Source organism: Ferrimonas futtsuensis DSM 18154 (assembly GCF_000422645.1).
Lineage (GTDB): Bacteria > Pseudomonadota > Gammaproteobacteria > Enterobacterales > Shewanellaceae > Ferrimonas > Ferrimonas futtsuensis.
In genome coordinates this window covers 157,408-180,128 of the sequence record NZ_AUGL01000009.1, presented here as the reverse complement: position 1 = coordinate 180,128, position 22,721 = coordinate 157,408, and the positions used below count along the sequence as shown (strand labels likewise).

Genomic DNA, 22,721 nt, shown 5'->3' with positions numbered 1-22,721 from the left:
CATTATGATGCCCTCCTTGTGAAGAAAATGTCGATGACAAGATTTTCACGGCCGGTATTGAATACTGCGCTCCATTGGCGGGCCGGTGCCCGTGCACAGCGTTTTATTTGGAAGGTGACCCATGCTGAAAACCAATCCTCAGCCCCATCGCAGAGAGCGTCCCATTACCCTGTCGGTGATCATTCCCGTCTTCAATGAAGGCGAGGGCCTGGCGCTGACCCATCAGAGGGTCACCCGGGTGCTGGATGCGCTGCCGGACCGGTGTGAAATCATCTATGTCGATGACGGCAGCAAGGATGACAGCTGGTGCTTGGTGCAGAGCCTCCCCGGCTCATCCAGCGACCATGTGGGGTTGAGCCTCAGCCGCAACTTTGGCAAGGAGGCGGCCATGAGCGCCGGTTTGTCCCATGTGCGGGGCCAGGCGGTGATCCTGCTGGATGCGGATCTGCAGGATCCGCCGGAGCTGATTCCCCGGATGCTGGACGCCTGGCGGGAAGGGGCGGATGTGGTCAACATGAAGCGTCGGGCCCGCCTGGGGGAGAGCTGGTTCAAGAAGCTGACGGCCGGGGCCTTCTACAAGGTGATGAACTGGGCTTCCGACGTGCCCATTCCGGAGAACGTGGGCGACTTCAGGCTGATGAGTCGTCAGGTGGTGGACCACATCAATCAGTTGCCGGAACGCAATCGCTATATGAAGGGACTGTTTGCCTGGCCCGGTTTCAAGCAGGTCACCCTGGAGTTCGACCGGGACCCCAGGGCCGTCGGCGTAACCAAGTGGAACTACGGCAAACTGTTCGGCTTTGCCATGGACGGCATCGCCTCCTTCAGCATACGGCCGCTGCGACTGGCCACCTGGTGTGGTTTGCTGACCGCTTTCAGCGCCTTTGTCTACGGCATGGCAGTGGTGGTCAAAACCCTGGTCTTTGGCGAAGTGGTCAGTGGCTACCCGTCGATGATGGTGGTGCAGCTGTTGCTCGGCGGCATCCAGCTGTTGGCCCTGGGCCTGATCGGTGAGTATCTGGGGCGGGTGGTGATGGAGGTGAAACAGCGTCCTCAATACCTGATCCGCGAAGCGTCTCACAATGATGGCGTGGATACCCTGGTGGCCCTGGAGGCCCGCCGATGATCGCGCGCGCGCTTCGTTCGCCCCTGGGGTGGGTGTTGTTCCTCGCCCTGGCGGTCCGTCTGATCTCCCTCGGTGCCTACCCGCTGATGGATACCACCGAAGCACGCTACGGCAACATGGCCCGGTTGATGGTGGACACCGGCAACTGGCTGACGCCGCAGTTTGATCTCGGCGTACCTTTCTGGGGCAAGCCGCCGCTTCACACCTGGATGAGCGCCGGGTCGGCCGCCACCCTGGGGATGAGTGAGTTTGCCCTGAGGTTGCCCCACTGGCTGGCGGGAGTGGCGGTACTGGCCTTGATGGCCCTGTTCGCCAGACGACAGGGACTCAGCGGCCTGGTGTGTGCCATGGTGCTGGCCACTTGCGTGATCTTTGCCATCGCTGCGGGCGCAGTCATGACCGACATTGCCCTGACCCTGGGGATGACCCTGGCCATGGTGGGCTTCTATCTTGGTTGGCAGGGGCGTTACCGCGCCGGCTACCTGGGTTTTGTTGGCCTGGCGGTGGGACTGCTGGCCAAGGGCCCCCTGGTGATCGTGCTGGTTGGCCTGGCCGTGGTGCCCTTTCTTATCTGGCAGCATCGCCTCAGTTTTCTCCAGGTGCTGTGGCAGCGCTTTCCCCTGGTGGGCGGTACGGTGGCCATGTTGGTGATCGCCGCGCCCTGGTACCTGGCTGCGGAGCAGGCCACGCCCGGCTTTCTGAACTATTTCCTGGTGGGCGAACACTTCCTGCGCTTTGTGGAGAGCGGCTGGCAAGGGGATCTCTATGGCAGTGCCCATGATCAGCCCAGGGGCACCATCTGGGTATACTGGCTGATGTCGGCGCTGCCCTGGTCCCTGGTGCTGCCGGGGTTGTGGTGGCGCAGAGGCCGCCGTGCTCTGACCCCGCTGCAGGTGTTTGCGTTGTGCTGGATGGTGTCGCCCATGGCGCTGTTTACCTTCGCCGGAAACATCCTGCCTGCCTATGTGTTGCCCGGTGTGCCGGCCCTGGCCCTGCTGGTGGCCAGCCTGGCAGAGGAGAAGGACCGGCGCTGGTTGTCCGCCACCGGCATGGTGCTTCCGCTGCTGCTTGGTGTGGCCACCCTGGTTATGCACGTCAAGGTGGGGGAGGAGCGCAGCGACAAGGCGCTGTTGGCCCAGGCTCCGGGCTGGGATCAGCCCCTCTATTATCTGGGTAAGCGCACCTTCTCCGGGCAATACTACTCCGGCGGCCGCGCCGAGCTGGTGGCCGATGCCGATGAACTGGCACTCAAGTCCGGGGACTACTTCCTGGTGCTGCCGTCAGGGCGCAACTGGCGGGATCTTGGGCTGGAGAACCGCCACTGCGTGCAGTTGGCTTCTGCCCGAAAGCGCAGCTTGCTGGAGTGCCGGGCCAATGTCGCACTGGATTAAGTTTGCCCTGGTGGGGGGCACAGGGTTTGTGGTGGATATGATGGTATTCACCTCCCTGCACCTGGCTGGGCTGGCCCCGATGGAGGCCAGGGGATTGGCATTTTTGGCGGCGGCGTCCACCACCTGGGCGGGCAATCGCTGCTTTACCTTCCGCGATCGCAGCCAGGGCAGGGCGGGGCGGCAGTGGTTCCGGGCCCTGACGGCCGCTTTGACGTCGGCCCTGCCCAACTTCGCCCTGTTCTGGCTCACCCTCAAGCTGGTGGGCGAGAGCTGGCCAGGGCCGCAGCTGGCCCTGGTAGCAGGCATCGCCGCAGGCACGGTGTCCAATTACCTGCTTAGCAGCCGTTGGGTGTTTGCCGAAACCACTAGCGTGCGGCCCGGTAAAGCATGACATGCTCCCCGGCGCCGAGTTCCACGGTGCCGTCCGCCTCCATCCCCAGCTTCTGAAGCACTCGTCGTGACGCCAGGTTGTGCTCCGAGACGATGCCGACCACGGTGGGCAGGGCCAGGGTCTCCCTGGCGTGGTGCATCACCGCCTGGCAGGCTTCGGTGGCCAGACCCAGGCCAAAGTAGGCTTCACTGATGGCGTAGCCGATGTCCGGATAGGGCAGCTCCTCCCGCTTTACCAGACCGGCGATGCCCACGTCTGCGCCACTCTGGGTCAGGCTCAGGTGATACATACCATAGCCATGCTGCTGATAGCTGGCGATGGGGCCTGACTCCATATGATGGCGTGCCTGCTCCAGAGTCCGCACCCCCTTGTCGTGAATCCCGTCGATAAACGCCTGCTCGTTCAGGAGCTTCAGGTAGAAAGGTGCGTCATCTAGGGTCAGTTCGCGAATGGTCAGTCGTTCTGTGGTCAGCGGTAGCATCATCTGTCTCTGGCTTGGGCAAAGATTCAGGGTAGCCACCCAGCTCCCACTTTGGCAAGGGGGGAAAAACGTCTGTTATTCTGGTGTGAATTCGATACTATGAGCGATCCGACTTTGGGACAGCAAAGGGAGAGCAGTGATGATAGAGACGGAACGTGTATTGCTCAGGCCCTTTGAGTGTGAGGACGCCGAAGCCGTGTTTGCCCTAAGCGCAGACCCAAGGGTAACCCGCTATACAGGTGACGGTGACCGGGTGAAGACGCTGGAGGACGCCAGTGAGATCATCGCCAAGGTGTTCTTTCAGGATTACGCCACCTATGGTTATGGCCGTTGGGCCGTGGTGTGGAAGGAGACCGGCCAGGTCATCGGTTTCTGCGGGCTTAAGTATTTGCCCGAGGTGAAGCAGACCGACTTCGGTTATCGCTTCATTCCTGAATTCTGGGGCAAGGGGATCGCCACCGAGTGTGGCCGGGCCATGCTCGATTACGCCAGCAAGCACTGGGACACAGGTCCTGTGGTGGCCATGACCGACCCTGAAAACGATGCCTCTCACCGGGTGCTGCTGAAGCTGGGCTTCGAGCAGGACGGCATGGTGGAGTACTGGGGCGAGCAAGTCAGATTTTATAAGCAAGGAAACTCCTAAGTGAGCACCACTGGAAAACCTTTGATGGCGGCGCTGGTTGCGCTGTCGTTGTTCATCGGTGCCTCCCCGGCACGGGCCAATCAACCCTCCATCTACAGCCACATGGACATCACCCACCCGGTCTGGGCTGAGCACGGCATGGTGGCCAGCCAGGAGCGGCTGGCCAGTGAGGTGGGGGTGGCGATCCTTCGCCAGGGCGGCAATGCCGTCGATGCCGCCGTCGCCGTGGGCTTTGCCCTGGCGGTGACTCTGCCCAGAGCCGGCAACCTGGGTGGCGGCGGTTTCATGGTGGTCCACCTGGCCGAATCCGACAAGGACATCGCCATCGACTATCGTGAGATGGCCCCAGGCCTGGCGCACAGGGACATGTTCCTCAACGAAGAGGGGGACGCGGTGTCCGACCTGTCCCGCTTCCACGGGCTGGCGGTTGGGGTGCCCGGCACGGTTCGCGGACTGGAACTGGCCCTGTCCAAGTACGGCACCATGAGCCTGAAGCAGGTGATGGCCCCGGCCATCGCGCTGGCACAGAAGGGGATCAAGGTGACCCCGGATCTGGCCAACAGCCTCGAGGGTTTGCAAAAGCGCCTGGGTCGCTGGCCCAGTACCCAGAAGGTATTCTATAAGGCCGATGGTGGCCTGTATGCTCCCGGCGACTTGCTGGTGCAGCAAGATTTGGCCGATTCGCTCAAGCGCATCGCCGACAACGGCAGTGACGGCTTCTACAAAGGGGAGACCGCGCGTCTCATCGCCAAGGCGGTACAACAGGCCGGTGGGGTGATGAGTGAGGCGGACCTGGCCAATTACCGGGCGGTGGAGCGTCAGCCGGTGCGCGGTGAATATCGCGGATATGAGGTGATCTCCATGCCGCCGCCCTCCTCTGGTGGTGTGCACATCATTCAGATGCTCAACATGCTGGCGCATCAGCCCATCGGAGAGATGGGCGCCGGCAGTGCTCAGAGCATCCATTGGATGGCGGAAACCATGCGCCGTGCCTACGCCGATCGCAGCGAGTACCTGGGGGACCCGGATTTCACCAAGGTGCCCGTGGCCGGCCTGACCGATCCCGCCTATGCGGCGCAATTGCTCAAGGGGATTGATCCGAAAAAAGCCACTCCGTCGAGCGAGATCAAGCCGGGCAACCCCATCCCCTATGAGAGCGACCAGACCACCCACTACTCCGTGGTGGACAAGTGGGGCAATGCGGTATCCAACACCTACACCCTGAACTTCAGCTATGGCTCCGGCCTGGTGGCCGCGGGCACAGGCATCCTGCTTAACAACGAGATGGACGACTTCTCCGCCAAGCCTGGGTCCCCCAATGGCTATGGCCTGATTGGGGGAGAGGCCAACGAAGTTCAGCCCGGTAAGCGCCCCCTGAGCTCCATGAGCCCAACCATAGTGATGAAGGAGGGCAAGCCTTTCCTGGTGACCGGCAGTCCCGGGGGCTCACGGATCATCAGCACCACCCTGCAGGTGATCATGAATGTGGTGGATCACGGCATGAATGTGGCGGAGGCGACCGCGGCATCCCGGGTGCACCATCAGTGGTACCCGGATGAGATTCGTGCAGAGAAGAGCATCAACCCGGACACCAAGCGGATACTGGAGTCCATGGGGCACAAGGTGAAGGTGAAGTCCTCCATGGGCAGCACCCAGTCCATCATGGTCACGGATGAGGGGCTGATGGGCGCCTCCGATCCCAGACGGATGGGCGCGGCCACCCTGGGTTACTAGGGCGTGTTGACCTTTGCTGTGTGTTTTTTCGCCAGCACCCGGCCATTAAGGTCTCGATGTGTCGAAATTACGCCCTAAGCAGAGAAAAGGCCTCCATCCGAGGCCTTTTTTGATCGCTGGCTGTTGTGTTTGTCCCCGATGGCCCGATGAGCTGGTTACGGTCTGTAAATGGTTGTAATCAGGTTCAAATCTTTGCTTACCGTCGGTGGGGAACTTTGACCAGAGATCTCACTCTTTGATGGGATGTGAAGCTAAACACGCTTCTGGTTGCTAATTGGTTGTTTTTCTGGAACAGAGCATTCGGTGCGGGCACACTCTGGCTCGCAAGGATTGCACCACCACGTGACTGACCGTCGCGAACAAGATATTTCACGCAGCAGAAGGCTTCCAATCATAGGGAGCCTTTTGTTTTTTTATGGGCTTTCAACTCGTTTCAGCCCGTGTTCGGTGACAGCCGTTTACAAAATTTCCATCTCACCTTTGTTACAACTCCGCCTTGAGACAACGCAATCTAGGGCAGCAGTGTGAAATCCAATCAAACCGGTTTTGTAAGACTTATCTATGCAACTCGTTACTCCTGGCTGGGCCTCAAAGCCGCCTGGATCAGCGAGGCAGCATTCCGACAGGAACTGGTGGGTTTTCTGGTGCTGATGCCTCTGGCTCTGTGGTTGCCTGTCAGCGGACTTGAGAAGCTGTTGCTGATCGGTTCGCTGGTGGCGGTGATCATCGTTGAGCTGCTCAACTCTGCCGTCGAGGCGGTGGTTGATCGCATCGGAGACGAATTCCACCCCCTTTCAGGTCAGGCGAAAGACATGGGCTCGGCGGCTGTGCTGCTGGCCCTGCTGATGGCCACAGCCACCTGGGTCTACGTGTTGTTCTCCAACTACTTATAAAAAACAATAACTTTTGGATGGCAATATGTTTGATAATCTGCGCCGGCGGACGGGATTACTGTATCCCATAGTTTCCGCAATGGGGGTGGCGCTACTGGTGATGACCCTGTCACGGGCCGGCCTGGCCCTGTGGCAATCGGATCGAGTAACCGCAGCTGAGGGGTGGAGCACCCTGTTTCTCAGCGGCTTGCGGGTGGACCTGTCTGCCCTGAGCTACCTGTTTATCCTTCCTGCACTTGTTACCGTGCTCTTTGCCGGTAGTGGCACTGTCGGTCGGCGCATCCTTCAGTGTTTGCGACTGTTTCTGGTGGTGGCGCTCTGGTTTGTGGTGTTTATGGAGCTGGCGACCCCCAGCTTTATCCTGGAGTACGATGTTCGGCCCAACCGCCTCTTCTACGAATACCTCAACTATCCTCAGGAGGTGTTTGGCATGCTCTGGAGCGGCTATAAGCTTGAGCTTTTCATTGGCTTTGTGGTCAGCAACCTGACCCTGTGGCTTGCCTGGGTCTGGAGTGGCAACTGGATTGAAAACCTCAAAACGCCTCGTTGGTACTGGCGGCCCCTGCTGGCCCTGTTGGTGGTGATCATCGGTGTCGGCGGCGCCCGTTCCTCCCTGGGGCATCGGCCCCTCAATCCGGCCCTGGTGGCCTACACTACCGACCCCTTGATGAACGATCTGGTGCTCAACTCCGCCTACTCCATGGCGTTTGCGTTGAAGCAGGCGGAATCGGAAGACAGCGCCTTTGATTATTACCCCAATATGGGGCGTCAGGAGATCATCCGCCGGGTCCGCGCTGCCGTCAGCCTGGATTCGTCCGAATTTGTCTCGGGCGCCTTTCCCACCCTGGCCAACCACCGGGCCAGCTTTCGGGGGAAGCCAAAGAATCTGGTGATCCTGCTTCAGGAGAGCCTGGGGGCTCGCTATGTGGGGGGGCTGGGCGGCCTGCCACTGACCCCGAACCTGGACAAGCTGATTGAACAGGGTTGGAATTTCAACCGCATGTATGCCACCGGCACTCGTTCGGTACGAGGCATTGAGGCGGTGACCACCGGGTTCTCTCCGACACCGGCCCGTGCGGTGGTCAAACTCAATGACAGCCAGCGCAACTTCTTCTCCATCGCCGATCTGCTGCGCAGCCACGGCTACCACACCCAGTTCATCTATGGCGGCGAAAGTCATTTCGATAACATGAAGAGCTTCTTCCTGGGGAACGGCTTCGTGGATATGCAGGACTTTCCCACCTTCGAGCCCCTGAACTTTAAAGGCGCCTGGGGGGCGTCGGATGAGGATCTCTACATCAAGGCGCACCAACAGTTCACCAAGCTGCACGATGAGGGGAAGCCCTTCTTCAGCCTGGTGTTCACCTCATCCAACCACAGCCCCTTCGATTATCCCAAAGGACGCATTCAGCCCTACAACCAGCCAGATCAGACCCGGGAAAATGCCGCCAAGTACTCCGATTGGGCGCTGGGGCAGTTTATGACCAAAGCGCGGGAGTCTGAGTATTGGAAGGACACCCTGTTCCTGGTGGTGGCGGACCACGATTCGCGCACCTATGGGGACAAGCTGGTGCCCATCAGCCATTTCCGTATTCCGGCGGTGATTGTTGGAGAGGGCATTGAGCCCAGGCAGGATGACCGCCTGGCCAGCCAGGTGGATCTGGCGCCCACTCTGTTGTCGTTGATGGGCATCAGCGATCAGCACCCGATGATTGGTCATGATCTGACCCGAGAGGTGCCACGGCAGAAGCTCAGGGCAATGATGCAGTTCTATAAGAACTTTGCCTGGATGAACGAGGACAACGAGGTGGTGATCTACACCCCGGAGAGACAGGCGATGGGTTTTCGCTATGACCCTGAGACCAGCTGCCTCACCCCTATGGCACTGCCCAGGGAGATGGAGCGAACCGCCCTGGCCAACGCGCTGTGGGGTTCTTTGGCCTATTACCAGGGCTTGTACCCCGGAGTAGAGAAGCAGGCCAGGGTAGCCAGGCAGGAGTCCGGTGCCAAATTGCCCCAGGGGCTAGCCGCTCCCTAGGATCACACATAAGCGGAAGGGGCGCCTACAGCGCCCCTTTGCGGTTATTGATACTGACTGTTATGCAGTGAGTAACGAAGAGCGGAGCTTTTCCACTTCTCTCCCGCTTTCCACCGTTTCAGGAACGCCTCGCCATCCAAGATGACCCGGCCGCCCACAGAGGTGACCCCCAGCTCGAACAGCACCTCAGGCAGCAGGCCGACGGAAGGGCCAATCAGCGCCACCTCATCGGCGTCTTGTACCAGTGGCAGCAGAGTGTTGAGGGTGTGGTTGATCACCGTGGTGCCGGTGATCAGTATCTTATTGCAGTGTGTCAGGGCCTGAGGATCCGTGGTGACCAGTAGCTTCTCCTCTTCACGGGCCAGCTCTTGTTTGAGTTCAATCACCGTCACTGCAATTCCCTGCGCCTTGAGAGAGTCGATAAGGGGAGGGAAGAAGCCCACCATACCCACTCTGTCGTCAGGGGTCAGTTTCAGCAGGTCCAGCGTGTCCTGTGCTTTGCTGTACTCGAATCCACGCTCTTTGAGCAGCTTCTGACTGATGGCATTCAACGCACCCGAGCCCAGGACTTGTTGCCAGGGGGAGGGCTCAAGATACAGTTTCGCCAGTTCGGTGACTGGCTGACCCAGGAATTGCTGATAGAGGGTGTCATCCTGAAGCCGTTCCAGGGCTCCCCCCAACTTGGTGTAGGTCAGGCCTAGGGTGCCGTCGTCCAGCTCAATGGCACCAAACTTGGCGTTTGGGTTGCTGTCGAGCCCCTCATTCATAATATGAATGGCCTTGACCCTGGGAGTGTCGTTGCTGTGCAGTGCGCCAATGATGCGCTGATAGACAGAGTTCATGGTGTCAATCACTGGTGAATTTGCCCCAGTATACTCCGGCGCGGAGGGGGGAAGTGAGAGCTAGGACAGGTTTAACCCAGCGAACTGCTCGGATAATCAGGGAGATCCTTTTCGAGTGAGCACCTCGTTGGGTTTGCCCGGGGTCGGAATACCGCGCTATTGTGCGCAGTGATCCTGATGACGGCGGTTGCTGCCGATGGTCTTAGTGGCGCTCGGGGAGGGGCCACGGTTGCGGCCCCTCAAGGGTTAGATCTCGATGACCACCTTGCCCTTGGACTGACCGCTGGCCAGACGAGCGTGTGCTTGCCCCACCTGGGCCAGGGTAAAGCTGGGCTCATCGATGACGGGCGTCAGTTTGCCCGCCTCGGCGATCTCGGCCAATTTGGCCAGGATCTCGCCATGTACTTCCCGCTGGACGTCATGGAGCATGGGGATCAGCATGAAGACTACGTGCAGAGACAGCCCCTTGAAGTGGGCGGTGGACAGGTCCATCTCCACCAGGCTGACGGTGGATGCCACCTGGCCATTGAGCCTGGACGCCTGGAAGGAGTTCTCCATATTGGCGCCGCCGACGGAGTCGAACACCACATCAAAGCCAACACCGTTGGTGTGTTTGGCGACATAATCGGCGACGGGTTCCTGAATGTAGTCGATGGGAGTGGCGCCCAGTTTTTCAACCAGAGCCAGCTTATCGGCACCTGTGGCTGTGGCATACACATCGGCGCCCAGGTAGCTGGCCAGTTGCAGAGCGATGTGGCCTACGCCGCCGGCCCCGCCGTGGACCAGCACTGTTTGACCCGCATGGGCGCCAGCGCGGATAAGGCCCTCAAAGGCGGTAATGCCCACCAGTGGGATGGCGGCGGCCTCTTTCATGGAGAGGTTTTTCGGCTTGCGGGCAATGAGTCTGGCATCCGCCAGTATGTACTCGGCCAGTGTGCCCTGCAGATCCGCCAATCCCCCGGCACACCCATAGACCTCATCGCCCACGGCAAAATTGGTGACGCCATCGCCAATCGCTTCAATGGTGCCGGCAAAGTCCATACCCAGCACTGCGGGCAGGGCAGGAGAGAGTGGCAGTGCTTCACCCATCTGGCGAATCATGGTGTCAACGGTATTGACGCTGGTGGCGGCGACCCGCACCAGTACGTGTCCTGGCTTCAGTTCTGGTTTGGCGATCTCCGCCAGTTCGAATACGTCAACGTCGCCGTAGCTGTTGATAATGGATGCTTTCATCTTGGTGGTCCTTGATACGCCGGAATCGGCAGTGGTCGATTGATGAAGCAAATCATATTTCCCCACCCACTCATTGATAATTACCCTTCAGTGCGAATCAGTTTTTAGTTTTTGATGAAAATGTTCCGGGTATAGTGTGAGTATCGGCGAGTGAGGTGGATAACAATGAACATTGAATACCTTAGGTTGTTTGTGCGTGTGGCTTCCACTCACAACATCAGTCAGGCGGGCAACGAACTGGGTTTATCCCCGGCGGTGGCCAGCGCACACATCAGTAAACTGGAAGCCAGCTTGGGCGTGCGTCTGGTGCACCGCACCACCCGAAAAGTGTCGCTGACCGAGGAGGGGGAGGCCTTTTTGCCGCACGCCGAAGAGGTGCTTTCCACCGTGGATGCCGCCAGGGCCTCGGTGGGCGCCGGCAAGGCGAGCCCTTCCGGGACCTTGAGAGTTACCGCTCCCGCCTCCTTTGGGCGGATGCACATGATGCCGGCACTCAAGGGGTTTATGGCTCAGTACCCTGAGCTGTCCATCGATCTGCGGCTGACCGACTCCATTGTGGATCTGGTGGAGGGGGGCTTCGACATCGCCATTCGCAATGCCCTGCTCAAAGACTCCAGTCTGATCGCCCGCCAGCTGGCTCCGGACAGAAGGGTTCTCTGCGCGTCGCCACAGTACCTGGAACAGCATGGGGAGCCCAGTCATCCGGAGGAGCTACGTAATCACAACTGCGTCAACCTCACGGGGCTGGAGAACTGGGTGTTTGATGCCCCAGAGGGGCAGGTGAGCATCAAGGCCAAGGGTAACCTGAGGACCGATCACGGCGAGGCGGTGCGAGATGCCTGCGCCAACGGCATGGGCATCGCCCTGTGTGCCACCTGGATAGCCTATGAGCATCTTAAGCGGGGAGAACTGGTGGAGATTCTTAAAGAATATCCCCTGGTGTCGGACACCGCCATCTGGGCCGTCTATCCCAGCTCTCGGCTGCTGGCCCCCAAGGTTCGCGCCTTTATCGACTACTTTGCCCAGTACTACGGCATGCCGCCCTACTGGGATGCCTAGGCCAGGATGGCCTCAACCGATGACAATCAATGGGTTGGGGCTGCCGTTTACTTTTGGTTGAAAAAGTTTCAAGGGCTGGCTGATGTAAGTCGGCTGGCCGGATCTTTACCATGTCGCTCTTCAAGGGCACCTCTTTGCCGTTTCCAACTACTCAGGGGTAATCCAGCTTGCTCACTCCTCTCAGCCGCTCATTGGCCAGCCAACTGTTCCGCATGACCCTGCCGATGATTGTCGGGGTTTTGTCGATCATGAGCTATCAGCTGGTGGACAGTGTGTTCATCGGCCGCCTCGGTGTTCAGCCTCTGGCTGCCCTGGGGTTCACCATTCCGGTGTACCAGCTGATCATCGGCATCCAGGTGGGTGTGGGCATCGCCACCACCGCAGTGAGCTCTCGAGTGCTGGGGGAAGGCGATGAGTCGCGGGCCAAAGAGATCGCCACCCTGGTGTTGGCGTTGGGGGCCCTGACCATACTGGCGCTGTGTATCGCCATCTGGGTTGGCCAGGAGGCCATGTATGGTTTGCTGGGGGCTCAGCCTGAGCTGTTTCCTGTGCTCAAGGCTTACTGGTTGCCCTGGCTGATGAGTGCCTGGATAGGCGCCATGCTCTACTTTGGTGACAGCCTCTACCGCTCCTACGGTCAGACAAAACGGCCCGGGGCGGTGATGGTGTTGACCAGTGTGCTGAACCTGGTGCTGGATCCCCTGTTCATCTTCACCCTGGATATGGGGATTGCCGGTGCCGCTTGGGCAACCATCTGTGCCCTGGGCGTAGGCTGCATCATCATCTTCAGGGGGATCATCGCCAATGGCTGGCTGAGCATAAGGCTCAGCCTGGGCGACAGTCTGGCCAATGCGTCTCAGCTGACCCGGGTGATGCTGCCGGCGACCACCAGCCAGTTCATTCCGCCGGTGGCGGCCATGGCGGCTACGGCGCTGGTGGCGGGGTTTGGGGAAAATGTGGTGGCGGCCTGGGGGCTGGGATCCCGAATCGAGCTGTTCTCCATCGTGGTGGTGCTGGCCCTGACCATGGCGCTGCCCCCCATGGTGGGCAGGCTCAGGGGACGGGGGGAGTTCCACAAAATTCGCCTGCTGGTCAACCTGTCCATGGCCTTTGTTGCCCTCTGGCAGCTGTTGGTGGCCCTGGCTGGCGTGATGCTCTCCTTCCCCATCAGCCTGCTGATGGCCAATGACCCCCAGGTGGCGGTGATCCTGGCCAGCTATCTGAACTGGGTGCCGCTGAGCTTTGGGGCGTTGGGGATCTGCATGGTGTTGGTGTCCGTGGCCAATGCCCTGGGGAAGCCGGCCCGGGCACTGCTGATCTCTGCGCTGAGGTTGCTGGGGTGCTACTTGCCCGGCCTGTGGCTGGGAGCCGAGCTGGGAGGCGAACAGGGTCTGTTTATCGGGGCCATGATTGGCAACTTTGCCGCCGGCATCATGAGCTGGGTCTTGTACCGGGGCTGCTTTGAGCAGATGCAGAGTGCATCCCGGTTTGCTGTGGCAAATTCCGGGCGATGCTCTGAGTCGGCCTGAGATTAGCCAGCACCAGTTGAGTATCGTTGGGGCCTCATTGCCGATTATTGCACTCACTGGGTGAGCTGATTGACCAGGAAAATACAGCTTGCCGGTTTGGAGTGGCAGGGTTTATCAAACCTAAACTGTGCCGACATCCATTCAGCTGTCTTTCTAACGCCTGAATTCCAATGTAACTATATACATATTATTTAAACTCTTTCCAACATCAGCTCAATTATCGAGCTGACAAAGCCTTGCTAACCTTTTTAAACACGCTTGGAAGAATTTTCAGGTCACCATTTATTTTGTGTTTATTTGGAGAGACATAATGGCTTATCAAGGATATACCACATTCAGTGCCGAACAAGATGGCGGCGTATTAACTGTCACTTTTGATTTTGGTCCGGTGAATGTACAGGGTCAGGAGATGCTTGAAGATCTGATGGGTCTGGCCATGCGTCTGGAGCGAGACCGCAGCGTCAAAGTGGTGGTGTTTCAGTCGGCTAACCCGGAAATCTGGGTGTGCCATTACGACACCAATTTGCTGAAGGATATGTCCGCAGACGCCGTCTCGCGTTCAGAGGCTAAACTGCTGGATCTGCAGGCGGTACTGGAGAGAATCAGCAAGCTGCCTCAGGCGACCATTGCCAAGCTTGAAGGGGTGGCCCGCGGCGGAGGTCATGAGTTTGCTCTGGCGTGCGACATGCGGTTTGCGGCACGAGGGAAATTTAAGTTTATGCAGATGGAAGTGGGGATGGGGATTCTTCCCTGCGGCGGCGGAGCGTCCAGGATGGCCCGTCAAACCGGCCTGGGCCGGGCGTTGGAGATCATTCTCAGCGCTCGCGACTTCACCGCCGATGAAGCACAAGCCTATGGAACCATCAACAAGGCGTTGGATCCGGAAGAGATTGGCGAGTACGTAGACAACTTGGCCAAACGTATCGCTGCGTTCCCGGCAGAGTCCATCAATGCGTGTAAGCAAGCCGTGTATGAATCCATCGACAAGCCCATTGATGAAGCGTTGAAAGCCGAAGCGTACTGGCTCTACCAAGCGACCAGTAAAACACCGGCCATCAAACGTTTTCAAATAGCGGATGAGAAGGGGCTGGAGTATGACCTGGATAATCAGCGCAATTGGAATGACCTGGTGATGAAGGTACAGGAGATTAATTGATCGCCTCTGCATCTTGTCTGCTGTGGTTTAACCCTTATTTGAAGCCATTCAGTTAAATTTACAGCTGTACATTTTCAAGCTGACTGGTTATTTGCAAAATGTGTTGTACAAATTCGGAGGTATTATGCTCGGAGAGAGCCATGCATTATTGGTTGAGTTTCCGGAGTACAGGGCGAAGTTAGAATCGATAATGTTATCTGATGCGTCTTTTAAAGCGGATGCCAACAGATATCATGCACTCGATGAGGAGATTCGCCAACTGGAGCTGAGAAACGCCCCCATAGATGATGCCTCTATGCATCAGCTCAAACATGACAGGGCGGAGCTAAAAGACGCTCTCTACCGGCGCCTGCAACGGGCATAGATGTCAATGGTCAAATGGCGGGCCATCTCCTGCTTAAGAAAGGTGATGGCTGGCCTAAAAGGGCAGGGCAGAGACTTGGGGATTTGAAACTGCGTTGTGCGATCAAACTAGGGAGAGATGATCGCCTTCGGCGTTACTCCGCTCATTCTTCGCTCCGTTGCGAACTGGAGAGCTCGAACCAAGTCCTCCCGTAACGCGCATAAACAAAAAGCCCCCGCACTTCGTGCAGGGGCTTTCTGTTTATATGGCGGTTAGGGAGAGATTCGAACTCTCGATACGTTGCCGTATACACACTTTCCAGGCGTGCTCCTTCAGCCACTCGGACACCTCACCATATTTTGGATTTGTTGTTTTTCGAGCTCAAATCATGCTCTGTGGGTTGGTGGCTGAGAACCCCGCCTGGGGCGTGGTTATGCTGCGCTGCTGCAGCCACTCGGACACCTCACCATATTGTCTGTCTCCGCCGGGCCTTGGCCAACAGGACGGGGCGTACTTTACGGATCGCAGGTGTACGGGTCAAGCGGCTTTAGGCCGAAATGAGTTCGGTTGCGCTGCTTTTAGCCGTATTGGTTGAAAAATGGAGATTTACTGGCAAAAGTTGCGGCAGCGCCCGGGGGACAGTGTCAGACCCAGCCCATATGCCAACGGTCAGAGTCCTGAAGGTCTTCCTTGGACATCTCAACAGGGATTCGGTTATTGACCCCCTGAAGCCCGACGCGGGTCACGTGCCCGTGGGTGTCTGTGTAGGTGTAGGTAACCAGAAAATGGGTGTCGTTGTTGATGGCGGTGGTCGCGGTCCACTTGCTCAGCGGCAGGTACTTTTCGGAAAACAGGTTCATAACTTCTCCCCTCAAGCCTCTGTGAGTGCGATGGCCGTCTTTTGGCTCCTGATCCTAGTGTAGAACGCCTAGGAGTCCCCGCAAGGACATCGGGCCCGGTGGTGGTAAACCTTGTCATCCTTACGCTGATTGGTCAGGATGGGATCACTTACCAACCTCAATGGAGTGAGAACAGTGTTGGATCTTCTACCGGATCTGTGTGATGACTATCTGTCTGAATTGACAGTTCTTCCCCCCATCTTTCGTCAGTTTGGCGGCCAATCTGTCTTTTATGGTCTTGTGGTGACCATCCGTTGTCCGGAGGACAACTCCTTGGTTCGTCACTGGGTGTCTCAGCCTGGTGAGGGACGGGTGCTGGTGGTGGATGGCGGCGGCTGTGACCGACGTGCCCTGCTTGGAGACAACCTGGCCAAGCTGGCGGTGGACAATGGCTGGTCTGGCATCGTGGTGTATGGCTATGTCAGGGACGCGGCCACATTGAGAACTTTGCCCCTGGGGGTGCAGGCGCTGGGTGCCATGCCGGTCAAGACTGAAAAACGTGGCCTGGGTGAAGAGCAGGTGGCGGTTGAGATTCAGGGGCGCAGCATCAGACCTGGCCAGTATCTTTATGCCGATGACAATGGTGTGGTGATCGCCGACCGCCAATTGCCGGTTTCTTTATCATAACCACCTGAGATATTTGAGTTAAAATAGAAGAACTCTTGCCGCCTTTTGGTGGTCTCAACCTGAAACAGATTCAATGGATGCACAATGAAAGCGATCAAATGGTTTCTTATCGTCTTTGCGACCCTAGTGTTAATGCTGGCAGTCTACATCGGCGTCTTCCTTGATCCCAATGCCTTTAAGCCTCAATTGAGTGCCAAGGTTCAAGAGGCTACCGGGCGAACCCTTAACATCGACGGTGAGATTGGCTGGAGCCTGTTTCCCAGGGTGGGTCTCGAGATTGGGGGGCTGACCCTTGGAAATCTGCCCGGCGAGTCTCTGCCGCCTCTGCTGTCGGTAGAGCAGGCTGTGGTGGGCGTGAATCTGATGCCTCTGCTGACCCGGGAGGTGGAGATTGAAGAGGTGGCGCTGACTGGCGTGGATCTCAACCTGGTGACCCTGAAAGATGGTCGCACCAGCCTCGATGGCCTGGGAGGTGAAAGCAGCGCAGCCGAGAGCCCCCAAACACCGGCGCCCTCCGGGCAACCGGGTCAGATGACTCCCGCGGGTTGGAAGCTGGGCAGCCTCTCCCTGAAGAAGCTGAATTTCAGCAGTGATAACAGGCAGACCGGCGTCAGCCGCACTCTGGCGGTTGAGTCTCTGACCCTGACAGAGTTTGAACCCGGCCGTGCCGCGCCCTTCGAGATGGTGGTTAAGGCGGTGGATCCCCAGATGACCCTGAACACCTCTGCGTCTGCGCTGTTGACCGTTGCCAAGGACTTTTCCCGCATTCAACTGGATAAGTGGAACCAGAGCATCTCCATAGTCGGTGACCAGATCCCCAACGGTGGCAAGCTGGATGCCAAGGTGGGTTTTGACGCCGACGTGAATCTGGCAAGCCAGCAGTTTGCCCTGACCAACCTGGATCTTCTTCAGGGTGAATTCCAGCTTAAAGGCGCGGGCAGTGTGGATTTGACCAAGAAGCGTCCCGTATTGAACCTGGAGCTGTCCGGTAATGACCTGGTGTTGGACCCCTGGATGCCAGAATCCTCACAAGCCGCCGCAGAGGAGAAGGAGACCGCACCTTCGGCGCCTGCGGAGGGGGAGCCGGACCTGTCGGTTCTGCGTCAGTTTGATCTGTACGCACGGATGGGACTGGAGTCCATCAAGGCGAAACAGTGGTTGGTGACCAAGCCCAGCCTGGATCTCAGTCTGGTGGATGGTCTCTTCACCCTGAAGCAGATGAAAGCCACTGCCTTCGAGGGCACCTTGGTGGCCAAGGCCAAGTTGGACAGCCGCATTGAGCCCGTTGCCTATGATTTCGATGCCACACTTGATGGCCTGTCTATTCAGCCTCTGCTCGAGGCCGCGGTAAATCAAGGGGTGCTGGCGGGTCGGGGACAGCTTTCTGTCCAAGGTAAAGGCGCAAGTCTGGCGCCGGATGCGGTGCTTAAGAACCTGGTGGCCAATGGTCGTCTGGCTCTGGACGATGGCGCCCTGTACGGCATCAACGTGGCCCAGAAAATTCGTGAGGTGGAAGCCAAATTGTCCGGTGACAGCATTGAGCAGGCTGCAGAGGTACAAAAAACCGACTTCTCCAGCTTTGTCACCGAGTTCTCCATGGACAAGGGGGTGGTGACGACCCCGGCACTGAATCTTGCTTCTCCTCTGCTGCGTGTCGATGGCGAGGGTCAGGCCAACCTGGTTAAGCAGGAGATGGATTACGCAATGGAGGTCTCCGTCGTGGGTTCCCTCGAAGGCCAGGGCGGCGAATCTCTGGATAAGCTCAAGGGGCTGACCATCCCCCTGAGTATCGGGGGCAGTTTCACTGACCCCAGCTTCAGCATTGACACGGATCAGCTGCTGAAGAACAAGGTGGATCAGGAGGGGGACAAGCTGAAGAAAAAAATGGAAGAAAAGCTTAAGGATAAGCTGTTCAAAGGCTTTGGAGGTTAACCATGTTACGAGTTGCTACCCTATGTGCGGCCATCGCCCTGATGGGCTGCAATCAGCAGCAGGAGCCGGTACAGACTCAGGATCCGGCGCCGGCACCCAAACCGGTCAAAGTGGAGGCAGAGCCTCTCAAGGAGCAGGAGTCGGTGATGAAGCAACTGGATCCTGAAGTGCGGATGATTCAGCCCAGCCTCTCCCTGGCGCTGCCCGACAGTCAATGGTCGCGGCAGTCCTCCCTGGATGTGGCGGCCAGGGTTGAAAATACCACGGCTCACGCCATGGAGCTGACCCTGCTGTCAGGCATGACCGCTGACCTCATCTTGTCCCAGGGAAAGCAGCCGGTCTGGCAGTTCAGCCATGAGCGCATGTTCACCCAGGCCCTGCGGCCCTGGACCCTGGAGGCTGGGGAGCACAAGGCGCTGACCTTCACCATCAGCAGCGACGTCCTGTCGGCCCTGGAGCCTGGCGAGTACAACTTGCAGGTAGAGCTCAACACCCTAGACAAACCCCGCAGTGCCAGGGTAGAGATCACCCTGGAATAGTCTCTGAGCGCCCCGGTTTTTACCGGGGCGCTTTCTTTTCCTTCCATGCTCTCGATTCGCAGCTATCTAATTTGCTTGAACTATAGTTAAGGTTCAGGTGCGTTTTGGGGGGCGTTGCGGTGATCATTGTCGAGGGGTTGGCCAAGCGTTTCGCAATACCCAAGTCCGGGGAGATGACCCAGTGTAAGCGCCTGGATCCCAGGCTGCAGGATGGCTTCTTCAATTCGGTGCAATCGGTCAGCTTCCGCGCCCGCCCTGGCGAGGTGCTGGGGTTGCTCGGCCCCAATGGTGCAGGAAAGACCACGGTACTGAGAATGCTCTCAGGGGTTCTGACCCCGGACAGGGGCAGCATCGAGATCAACGGCCATCAGTGGCACAAGCAGCCTGAGCGGATGAGGCGCCAGATTGGGTTTCTGTCTGCCTCCACCTCTCTCTATGAACGCCTCAGTGTCGAGGAAAATCTTGTCTACTTCGGTCAGCTTTATGGCCTCTCTCCCGCACAGATCACCAACCGGATCGATACCTTGTCCAGCCAGCTCGAGCTGGCGCCATTTCTGCAACGCAAGGTGGTGGAGTTGTCGCTGGGGATGAAGCAGAGGGCGGGCATCGCCAGGGCGGTCATTCACCAACCCGAAGTCATAGTTCTCGATGAACCTACGACCGGACTGGATATCATGTCCGCCCAAGCGGTGCTTGACTTTATTCATAGTCAAAAACAACAGAATAGGCCAGTTATTTTTTCAACTCACCGACTCGAGGAGGTGAGTCTGCTGTGCGATCGTATTGCCGTGGTGATGCAGGGGTTGTGTGTGTTTGAAGGCTCCCTGACCGAGTTTGCCGGCAGTCGTGACCCCAATGCGCTTCGAGAAGCCTTCGTCGGGTGCCAGCAGAGACTGAGTCAGTCCCCCCAGGGGCATACCAGGGGGGTGGCTTGATGGTCGGTAAGGTTTGGCTTAAAGAGCTGAAGGAGGTGCTGCGGGACCGAAAAACCATGACTTTCGTGGTCCTGTTCCCCACCGTTTTGTTGCCTGCACTCATCCTGGTGGTGGGGGTGTTGGGTTATCAGATGCTGATGAGCAAACAGCAGGAGGCGATCCACTTTGCCGTGGTGGGGGAGTCCCCTTGGCGGGAAGAGGTGGTCGACACCCTGAAGCAGGTGCCTCACCTCAAGTTGACCGGGTATGACAGCAGCACGCCCCTGCCTGAGCAGATAAACAGCGGCAGATTACAGTTGGTGGTCTCACTGCTGCCCGGTTTTGACCCGGTGATCTCCAGTCAGAATCGCTGGCAGCTGCTGTATGACCAGACTCAGAATCACGGCCAGTTTCGCCCTGTTGAGCAGCGCCTCGAGGCGCTGAGCACCCAGTGGCTGGGACGCTTTATGGCCTACCACGGAGTGTCCCAGGAGGTACAGGGCAGGCTGCACACGCCCCTGATGCTGGAGCACGTGGGGACCGCCCAGGCGAGGCAGGATATCGGCGAAAGGGTGGGCAGCGTCCTTCCCTATATTTTGCTGTTCCTGTGCATGATGGGGGCGATGCTGCCGGCTCTGGATATTGGGGCCGGAGAGAAGGAGCGGGGGACCCTGGAGACACTGCTGATGGTACCCCAGCCGCGTACGACCCTGGTTCTTGGTAAGTTCCTGGTGATTGTAACCACGTCAATGACCCTAACCCTGCTCACCATAGTCAGTGCCCTGGTCTGGCTGGCTGCGGTTGGCACCCTGCTGGATCTTGGCGTGTTTGTCACCCTGGCGAAGATGGTGAATCCTTTGGACCTGCTGCTGTTGCTGGCCCTGCTGCTGCCCATCTCCGGAGTGTTCTCGGCGATCCTGCTGGCGGTTTCCATCTTTGCCACCAGTTTCAAGGAGGGGCAGAACTACATGGGGGGATTACAGGTGGCGGTGCTGGTTCCTGCCATGGTGGCCACCATGCCCGGGGCAGAGCTGACCTCCTCCAATGCCTGGTACCCCATTTTCAACATCTCCCTGGCCATCAAGGAGCTGCTGAAAGGAACCTTTGCCTACCATGATCTGGCTGCGGTGTTTGCATCCAACCTGATTCTCTCAACCCTTCTGCTCTGGTGCTGTGTCCAGTGGTTCAGCCGGGAATCTGTGCTGTTTCGCTAGAGCCAGGAGCGCGCGGGTGATCAAAAAGGGCCGCTTTGATGCGGCCCTTTTGAACTGTTCGCTGGCTTGACCTTCTAACTGCTGATCTTGGTGACGTCCACGTACAGGGTCATCTTCTGCCCCGGCTGCAGATACTTCTTGGCATCCAGTTGATTCCAGCGCACCAGATCGGTCACGGTGACGTTGAACTTCTTGGCGATTCGGGCCAGGGAGTCACCGCTGCGAACCTTGTAGCTGATCTGGCGCATTACCGAGGTCTTGTCCTCGTTTTTGCTGATGCGGTTAACCCAGACCACCAGTTTCTGGCCGGGACGGATGGTGTCCTTGGGGGCCAGCGAGTTCCAGGATGCCAGCTGAGACACCTTGACCTTGTTGGCCCGGGCAATGGTCCAGAGAGAGTCGCCGGATTTGACCGTGTGCTCGATCTTGTAGTTGGCGCGCTTCTTGGACTGCTTTCTGGCCAGGCGCTGCTCGGCACTGAAGGGGTAGAGCTCGGGGTCCTTGGCCGCGACCGGGATCAGCAGATGCTGTCCGGCGCGGATCATATTGCCGTCGATGTCATTGACCGATTGAATGATGCCAATGCGGGTATGAAATTTCTTGGCAATCACGCCCAGGGAATCACCGGGCTTAATCTTGTAGCGCAGCCAGTTTACCCGCTCGGTGGAGGCGGTATCCGCCAGGGCACCGATAAAGCCGTCCGCCTTGTCCAGAGGAAGCAACAGGGTGTGGGGCCCATCCGGAGCCGTGGCCCATCGGTTGTAGCCTGGGTTCAGCTTGTGCAGGTCGGCTACAGACATGTCGGCCATATCCGCTGCCAGGGCGAGATCGATCTGGCTGCCGGCGTCGATCTCCTTGAGCTGTGGCGCATTGGCCACAGGCTTGAGATCGAGGCCATACTCTTCAGCGTTGCGAATCACGTCGGCCACCGCCAGCAGCTGGGGCACGTAGCGCTCGGTTTCACTGGGCAGATCCAAAGACCAGAAATCTGTGGGTTTGCCCTTGGCCTTGTTGCGCTTAATGGCGCGGAACACCCGACCTTCGCCGGTGTTGTAGGCCGCCAGGGCGTAAAGCCAGTTGTGGTCAAGCTTGTTGTAGAGGTACTCCATCATGTCCATGGCGGCCCGGGTTGAGGCGGCCACGTCCCGGCGGCCGTCGTACCACCAGTTTTGCTGGAGTCCGAAATGTTTGCCCATGGGGCTGGTAAACTGCCACAGGCCTGCGGCAGCACCGTGGCTGTAGGCGAAGGCGTCAAAAGAGCTCTCCACCACCGGCAGCAGCGCCAGTTCGATGGGCAGGCCCCGTTTCTCCACCTCTTCGACGATCAGATAGAGGTAGGGATCGGCACGCTCGGAGATGATCTCCATGTGGCGGGGATTGGCTTTGTACCACTTGCGAAACTTATTGACGCGCTTGTTATCCGGCACTTCCAGTGTCATCTGGCGTGCTATCCGCTCCCACACATCTTTGGCGGGGGCGGGGACCACTTCCTGAGCTTCCTGCTCGTCGTTGTCGTTGCCCTGGTCGGCAGGCGCTGCAGCCAGGGGCGCTTCGGCGTTGGTTACTGGGTTGTCCTGTTCTGGCTCACCGCCGCCGAGGGATTGGCATCCCGCCAGCAACAAAGCCAGGGACAAAGCAGAAAGGCTCTTTTTCATCAATTATTTACCATTATCGGCCTGGGTTGCGGCGCAAAAATCAGTTTGCGCCAGGCAATAGTGGTTCGGGATTGTACCCTCT

21 protein-coding genes and 1 tRNA gene are annotated in these 22,721 nt (G+C 58.5%); 16 read left to right on the top strand and 6 right to left on the bottom strand.

Annotated features, from left to right (window positions below; all coding sequences use genetic code 11):
• Positions 1-121: 121 nt before the first annotated feature.
• The 3 genes from G505_RS20960 to G505_RS0108075 are packed head-to-tail and all read left to right on the top strand — an operon-like array spanning position 122 to position 2,908.
• Positions 122-1,126: a glycosyltransferase family 2 protein gene (locus G505_RS20960; RefSeq protein ID WP_051215991.1), complete on the top strand. Its 1,005-nt coding sequence runs from the start codon at positions 122-124 to the stop codon at positions 1,124-1,126.
• Positions 1,123-2,517 (top strand): ArnT family glycosyltransferase, encoded by a 1,395-nt coding sequence (locus G505_RS0108080; RefSeq protein ID WP_051215990.1) that lies wholly within the window; start codon positions 1,123-1,125, stop codon positions 2,515-2,517. Before G505_RS20960 ends, G505_RS0108080 begins: the two co-directional genes overlap by 4 nt.
• On the top strand, positions 2,501-2,908 hold the full coding sequence (locus G505_RS0108075) for a GtrA family protein (protein ID WP_028109102.1): 408 nt from the start codon (positions 2,501-2,503) through the stop codon (positions 2,906-2,908). Before G505_RS0108080 ends, G505_RS0108075 begins: the two co-directional genes overlap by 17 nt.
• Here the strand turns inward: G505_RS0108075 and G505_RS0108070 are convergent.
• The gene (locus tag G505_RS0108070) at positions 2,883-3,392 is read right to left on the bottom strand and encodes a GNAT family N-acetyltransferase (RefSeq protein WP_245568347.1); all 510 of its coding nucleotides are present in this window, start codon (positions 3,390-3,392) and stop codon (positions 2,883-2,885) included. The two genes, G505_RS0108075 and G505_RS0108070, sit on opposite strands and share 26 nt — an antisense overlap.
• 136 nt (positions 3,393-3,528) lie before the next feature.
• On the opposite strand from G505_RS0108070, the gene G505_RS0108065 reads away from it, so the two are divergent.
• The 4 genes from G505_RS0108065 to G505_RS20955 all read left to right on the top strand — a co-directional run bounded on the left by G505_RS0108065 (position 3,529) and on the right by G505_RS20955 (position 8,697).
• Positions 3,529-4,032, top strand: a complete 504-nt coding sequence (locus G505_RS0108065; RefSeq protein ID WP_035385182.1) for a GNAT family N-acetyltransferase — start codon at positions 3,529-3,531, stop codon at positions 4,030-4,032.
• A 24-nt stretch (positions 4,033-4,056) separates the two neighbouring features.
• Positions 4,057-5,766: a gamma-glutamyltransferase gene (gene ggt / locus G505_RS0108060; protein ID WP_035385181.1), complete on the top strand. Its 1,710-nt coding sequence runs from the start codon at positions 4,057-4,059 to the stop codon at positions 5,764-5,766.
• A gap of 524 nt (positions 5,767-6,290) precedes the next feature.
• Positions 6,291-6,659: a diacylglycerol kinase gene (locus tag G505_RS0108055; protein ID WP_028109098.1), complete on the top strand. Its 369-nt coding sequence runs from the start codon at positions 6,291-6,293 to the stop codon at positions 6,657-6,659.
• Between the two features lie 25 nt (positions 6,660-6,684).
• Positions 6,685-8,697 (top strand): LTA synthase family protein, encoded by a 2,013-nt coding sequence (locus tag G505_RS20955; protein WP_084643912.1) that lies wholly within the window; start codon positions 6,685-6,687, stop codon positions 8,695-8,697.
• Between the two features lie 44 nt (positions 8,698-8,741).
• On the opposite strand, the gene G505_RS0108045 is transcribed toward G505_RS20955, so the two are convergent.
• Both G505_RS0108045 and G505_RS0108040 read right to left on the bottom strand, forming a co-directional pair.
• Positions 8,742-9,539, bottom strand: coding sequence for a DUF364 domain-containing protein (locus tag G505_RS0108045; protein ID WP_028109097.1), 798 nt, complete (start codon positions 9,537-9,539; stop codon positions 8,742-8,744).
• 246 nt (positions 9,540-9,785) lie between these two features.
• The gene (locus G505_RS0108040) at positions 9,786-10,772 is read right to left on the bottom strand and encodes a zinc-dependent alcohol dehydrogenase family protein (RefSeq protein ID WP_028109096.1); all 987 of its coding nucleotides are present in this window, start codon (positions 10,770-10,772) and stop codon (positions 9,786-9,788) included.
• Positions 10,773-10,937: 165 nt separating this feature from the next.
• On the opposite strand from G505_RS0108040, the gene G505_RS0108035 reads away from it, so the two are divergent.
• The 4 genes from G505_RS0108035 (at position 10,938) to G505_RS0108020 (ending at position 14,880) form a co-directional block, all read left to right on the top strand.
• Positions 10,938-11,831 carry a LysR family transcriptional regulator gene (locus G505_RS0108035; protein WP_028109095.1) on the top strand — a complete coding sequence of 298 codons (894 nt, stop codon included), beginning with the start codon at positions 10,938-10,940 and terminating at the stop codon, positions 11,829-11,831.
• 167 nt (positions 11,832-11,998) lie between these two features.
• Positions 11,999-13,360, top strand: coding sequence for an MATE family efflux transporter (locus G505_RS0108030; protein ID WP_028109094.1), 1,362 nt, complete (start codon positions 11,999-12,001; stop codon positions 13,358-13,360).
• A 310-nt stretch (positions 13,361-13,670) separates the two neighbouring features.
• Positions 13,671-14,516 (top strand): enoyl-CoA hydratase/isomerase family protein, encoded by an 846-nt coding sequence (locus G505_RS0108025; RefSeq protein WP_028109093.1) that lies wholly within the window; start codon positions 13,671-13,673, stop codon positions 14,514-14,516.
• A 124-nt stretch (positions 14,517-14,640) separates the two neighbouring features.
• The gene (locus G505_RS0108020) at positions 14,641-14,880 is read left to right on the top strand and encodes an HP1242/YdcH family protein (RefSeq protein ID WP_028109092.1); all 240 of its coding nucleotides are present in this window, start codon (positions 14,641-14,643) and stop codon (positions 14,878-14,880) included.
• Between the two features lie 245 nt (positions 14,881-15,125).
• On the opposite strand, the gene G505_RS0108015 is transcribed toward G505_RS0108020, so the two are convergent.
• Both G505_RS0108015 and G505_RS0108010 read right to left on the bottom strand, forming a co-directional pair.
• Positions 15,126-15,213, bottom strand: a tRNA-Ser gene (locus tag G505_RS0108015).
• A gap of 290 nt (positions 15,214-15,503) precedes the next feature.
• Positions 15,504-15,719 (bottom strand): TIGR02450 family Trp-rich protein, encoded by a 216-nt coding sequence (locus G505_RS0108010; RefSeq protein WP_028109091.1) that lies wholly within the window; start codon positions 15,717-15,719, stop codon positions 15,504-15,506.
• Positions 15,720-15,893: 174 nt separating this feature from the next.
• Between G505_RS0108010 and G505_RS0108005 the strand changes: the two genes are divergently transcribed.
• The 5 genes from G505_RS0108005 (at position 15,894) to G505_RS0107985 (ending at position 20,984) form a co-directional block, all read left to right on the top strand.
• Positions 15,894-16,385, top strand: coding sequence for a putative 4-hydroxy-4-methyl-2-oxoglutarate aldolase (locus G505_RS0108005; protein ID WP_028109090.1), 492 nt, complete (start codon positions 15,894-15,896; stop codon positions 16,383-16,385).
• An 84-nt stretch (positions 16,386-16,469) separates the two neighbouring features.
• The gene (locus G505_RS0108000) at positions 16,470-18,317 is read left to right on the top strand and encodes an AsmA family protein (RefSeq protein WP_028109089.1); all 1,848 of its coding nucleotides are present in this window, start codon (positions 16,470-16,472) and stop codon (positions 18,315-18,317) included.
• 2 nt (positions 18,318-18,319) lie between these two features.
• A complete protein-coding gene (locus tag G505_RS20950) occupies positions 18,320-18,856 on the top strand; it encodes a BsuPI-related putative proteinase inhibitor (RefSeq protein WP_035385180.1) in 537 nt (178 codons plus the stop codon).
• Positions 18,857-18,975: 119 nt separating this feature from the next.
• Positions 18,976-19,791, top strand: a complete 816-nt coding sequence (locus G505_RS0107990) for an ABC transporter ATP-binding protein (protein WP_028109088.1) — start codon at positions 18,976-18,978, stop codon at positions 19,789-19,791.
• A complete protein-coding gene (locus G505_RS0107985) occupies positions 19,791-20,984 on the top strand; it encodes an ABC transporter permease subunit (RefSeq protein ID WP_028109087.1) in 1,194 nt (397 codons plus the stop codon). The genes G505_RS0107990 and G505_RS0107985 overlap by 1 nt, the downstream gene beginning before the upstream one ends.
• A 74-nt stretch (positions 20,985-21,058) precedes the next feature.
• Here G505_RS0107985 and G505_RS0107980 read toward each other — a convergent pair whose 3' ends face one another.
• Positions 21,059-22,639: a LysM peptidoglycan-binding domain-containing protein gene (locus G505_RS0107980; RefSeq protein WP_028109086.1), complete on the bottom strand. Its 1,581-nt coding sequence runs from the start codon at positions 22,637-22,639 to the stop codon at positions 21,059-21,061.
• Positions 22,640-22,721: the final 82 nt, after the last annotated feature.

Excerpts from the sequence above, each read along its gene's own strand:
- G505_RS20955 (WP_084643912.1), top strand. The coding sequence starts at position 6,685 with ATGTTTGATAATCTGCGCCGGCGGACGGGATTACTGTATCCCATAGTT.
- G505_RS0108010 (WP_028109091.1), bottom strand. The coding sequence starts at position 15,719 with ATGAACCTGTTTTCCGAAAAGTACCTGCCGCTGAGCAAGTGGACCGCG.
- G505_RS0108035 (WP_028109095.1), top strand. The coding sequence starts at position 10,938 with ATGAACATTGAATACCTTAGGTTGTTTGTGCGTGTGGCTTCCACTCAC.
- G505_RS0108080 (WP_051215990.1), top strand. The coding sequence starts at position 1,123 with ATGATCGCGCGCGCGCTTCGTTCGCCCCTGGGGTGGGTGTTGTTCCTC.
- G505_RS20960 (WP_051215991.1), top strand. The coding sequence starts at position 122 with ATGCTGAAAACCAATCCTCAGCCCCATCGCAGAGAGCGTCCCATTACC.
- G505_RS0108000 (WP_028109089.1), top strand. The coding sequence starts at position 16,470 with ATGAAAGCGATCAAATGGTTTCTTATCGTCTTTGCGACCCTAGTGTTA.
- ggt (WP_035385181.1), top strand. The coding sequence starts at position 4,057 with ATGGCGGCGCTGGTTGCGCTGTCGTTGTTCATCGGTGCCTCCCCGGCA.
- G505_RS0107985 (WP_028109087.1), top strand. The coding sequence starts at position 19,791 with ATGGTCGGTAAGGTTTGGCTTAAAGAGCTGAAGGAGGTGCTGCGGGAC.
- G505_RS20950 (WP_035385180.1), top strand. The coding sequence starts at position 18,320 with ATGTTACGAGTTGCTACCCTATGTGCGGCCATCGCCCTGATGGGCTGC.
- G505_RS0108040 (WP_028109096.1), bottom strand. The coding sequence starts at position 10,772 with ATGAAAGCATCCATTATCAACAGCTACGGCGACGTTGACGTATTCGAA.
- G505_RS0108075 (WP_028109102.1), top strand. The coding sequence starts at position 2,501 with ATGTCGCACTGGATTAAGTTTGCCCTGGTGGGGGGCACAGGGTTTGTG.
- G505_RS0108025 (WP_028109093.1), top strand. The coding sequence starts at position 13,671 with ATGGCTTATCAAGGATATACCACATTCAGTGCCGAACAAGATGGCGGC.
- G505_RS0107980 (WP_028109086.1), bottom strand. The coding sequence starts at position 22,639 with ATGAAAAAGAGCCTTTCTGCTTTGTCCCTGGCTTTGTTGCTGGCGGGA.
- G505_RS0108020 (WP_028109092.1), top strand. The coding sequence starts at position 14,641 with ATGCTCGGAGAGAGCCATGCATTATTGGTTGAGTTTCCGGAGTACAGG.
- G505_RS0108065 (WP_035385182.1), top strand. The coding sequence starts at position 3,529 with ATGATAGAGACGGAACGTGTATTGCTCAGGCCCTTTGAGTGTGAGGAC.
- G505_RS0108045 (WP_028109097.1), bottom strand. The coding sequence starts at position 9,539 with ATGAACTCTGTCTATCAGCGCATCATTGGCGCACTGCACAGCAACGAC.
- G505_RS0108070 (WP_245568347.1), bottom strand. The coding sequence starts at position 3,392 with ATGATGCTACCGCTGACCACAGAACGACTGACCATTCGCGAACTGACC.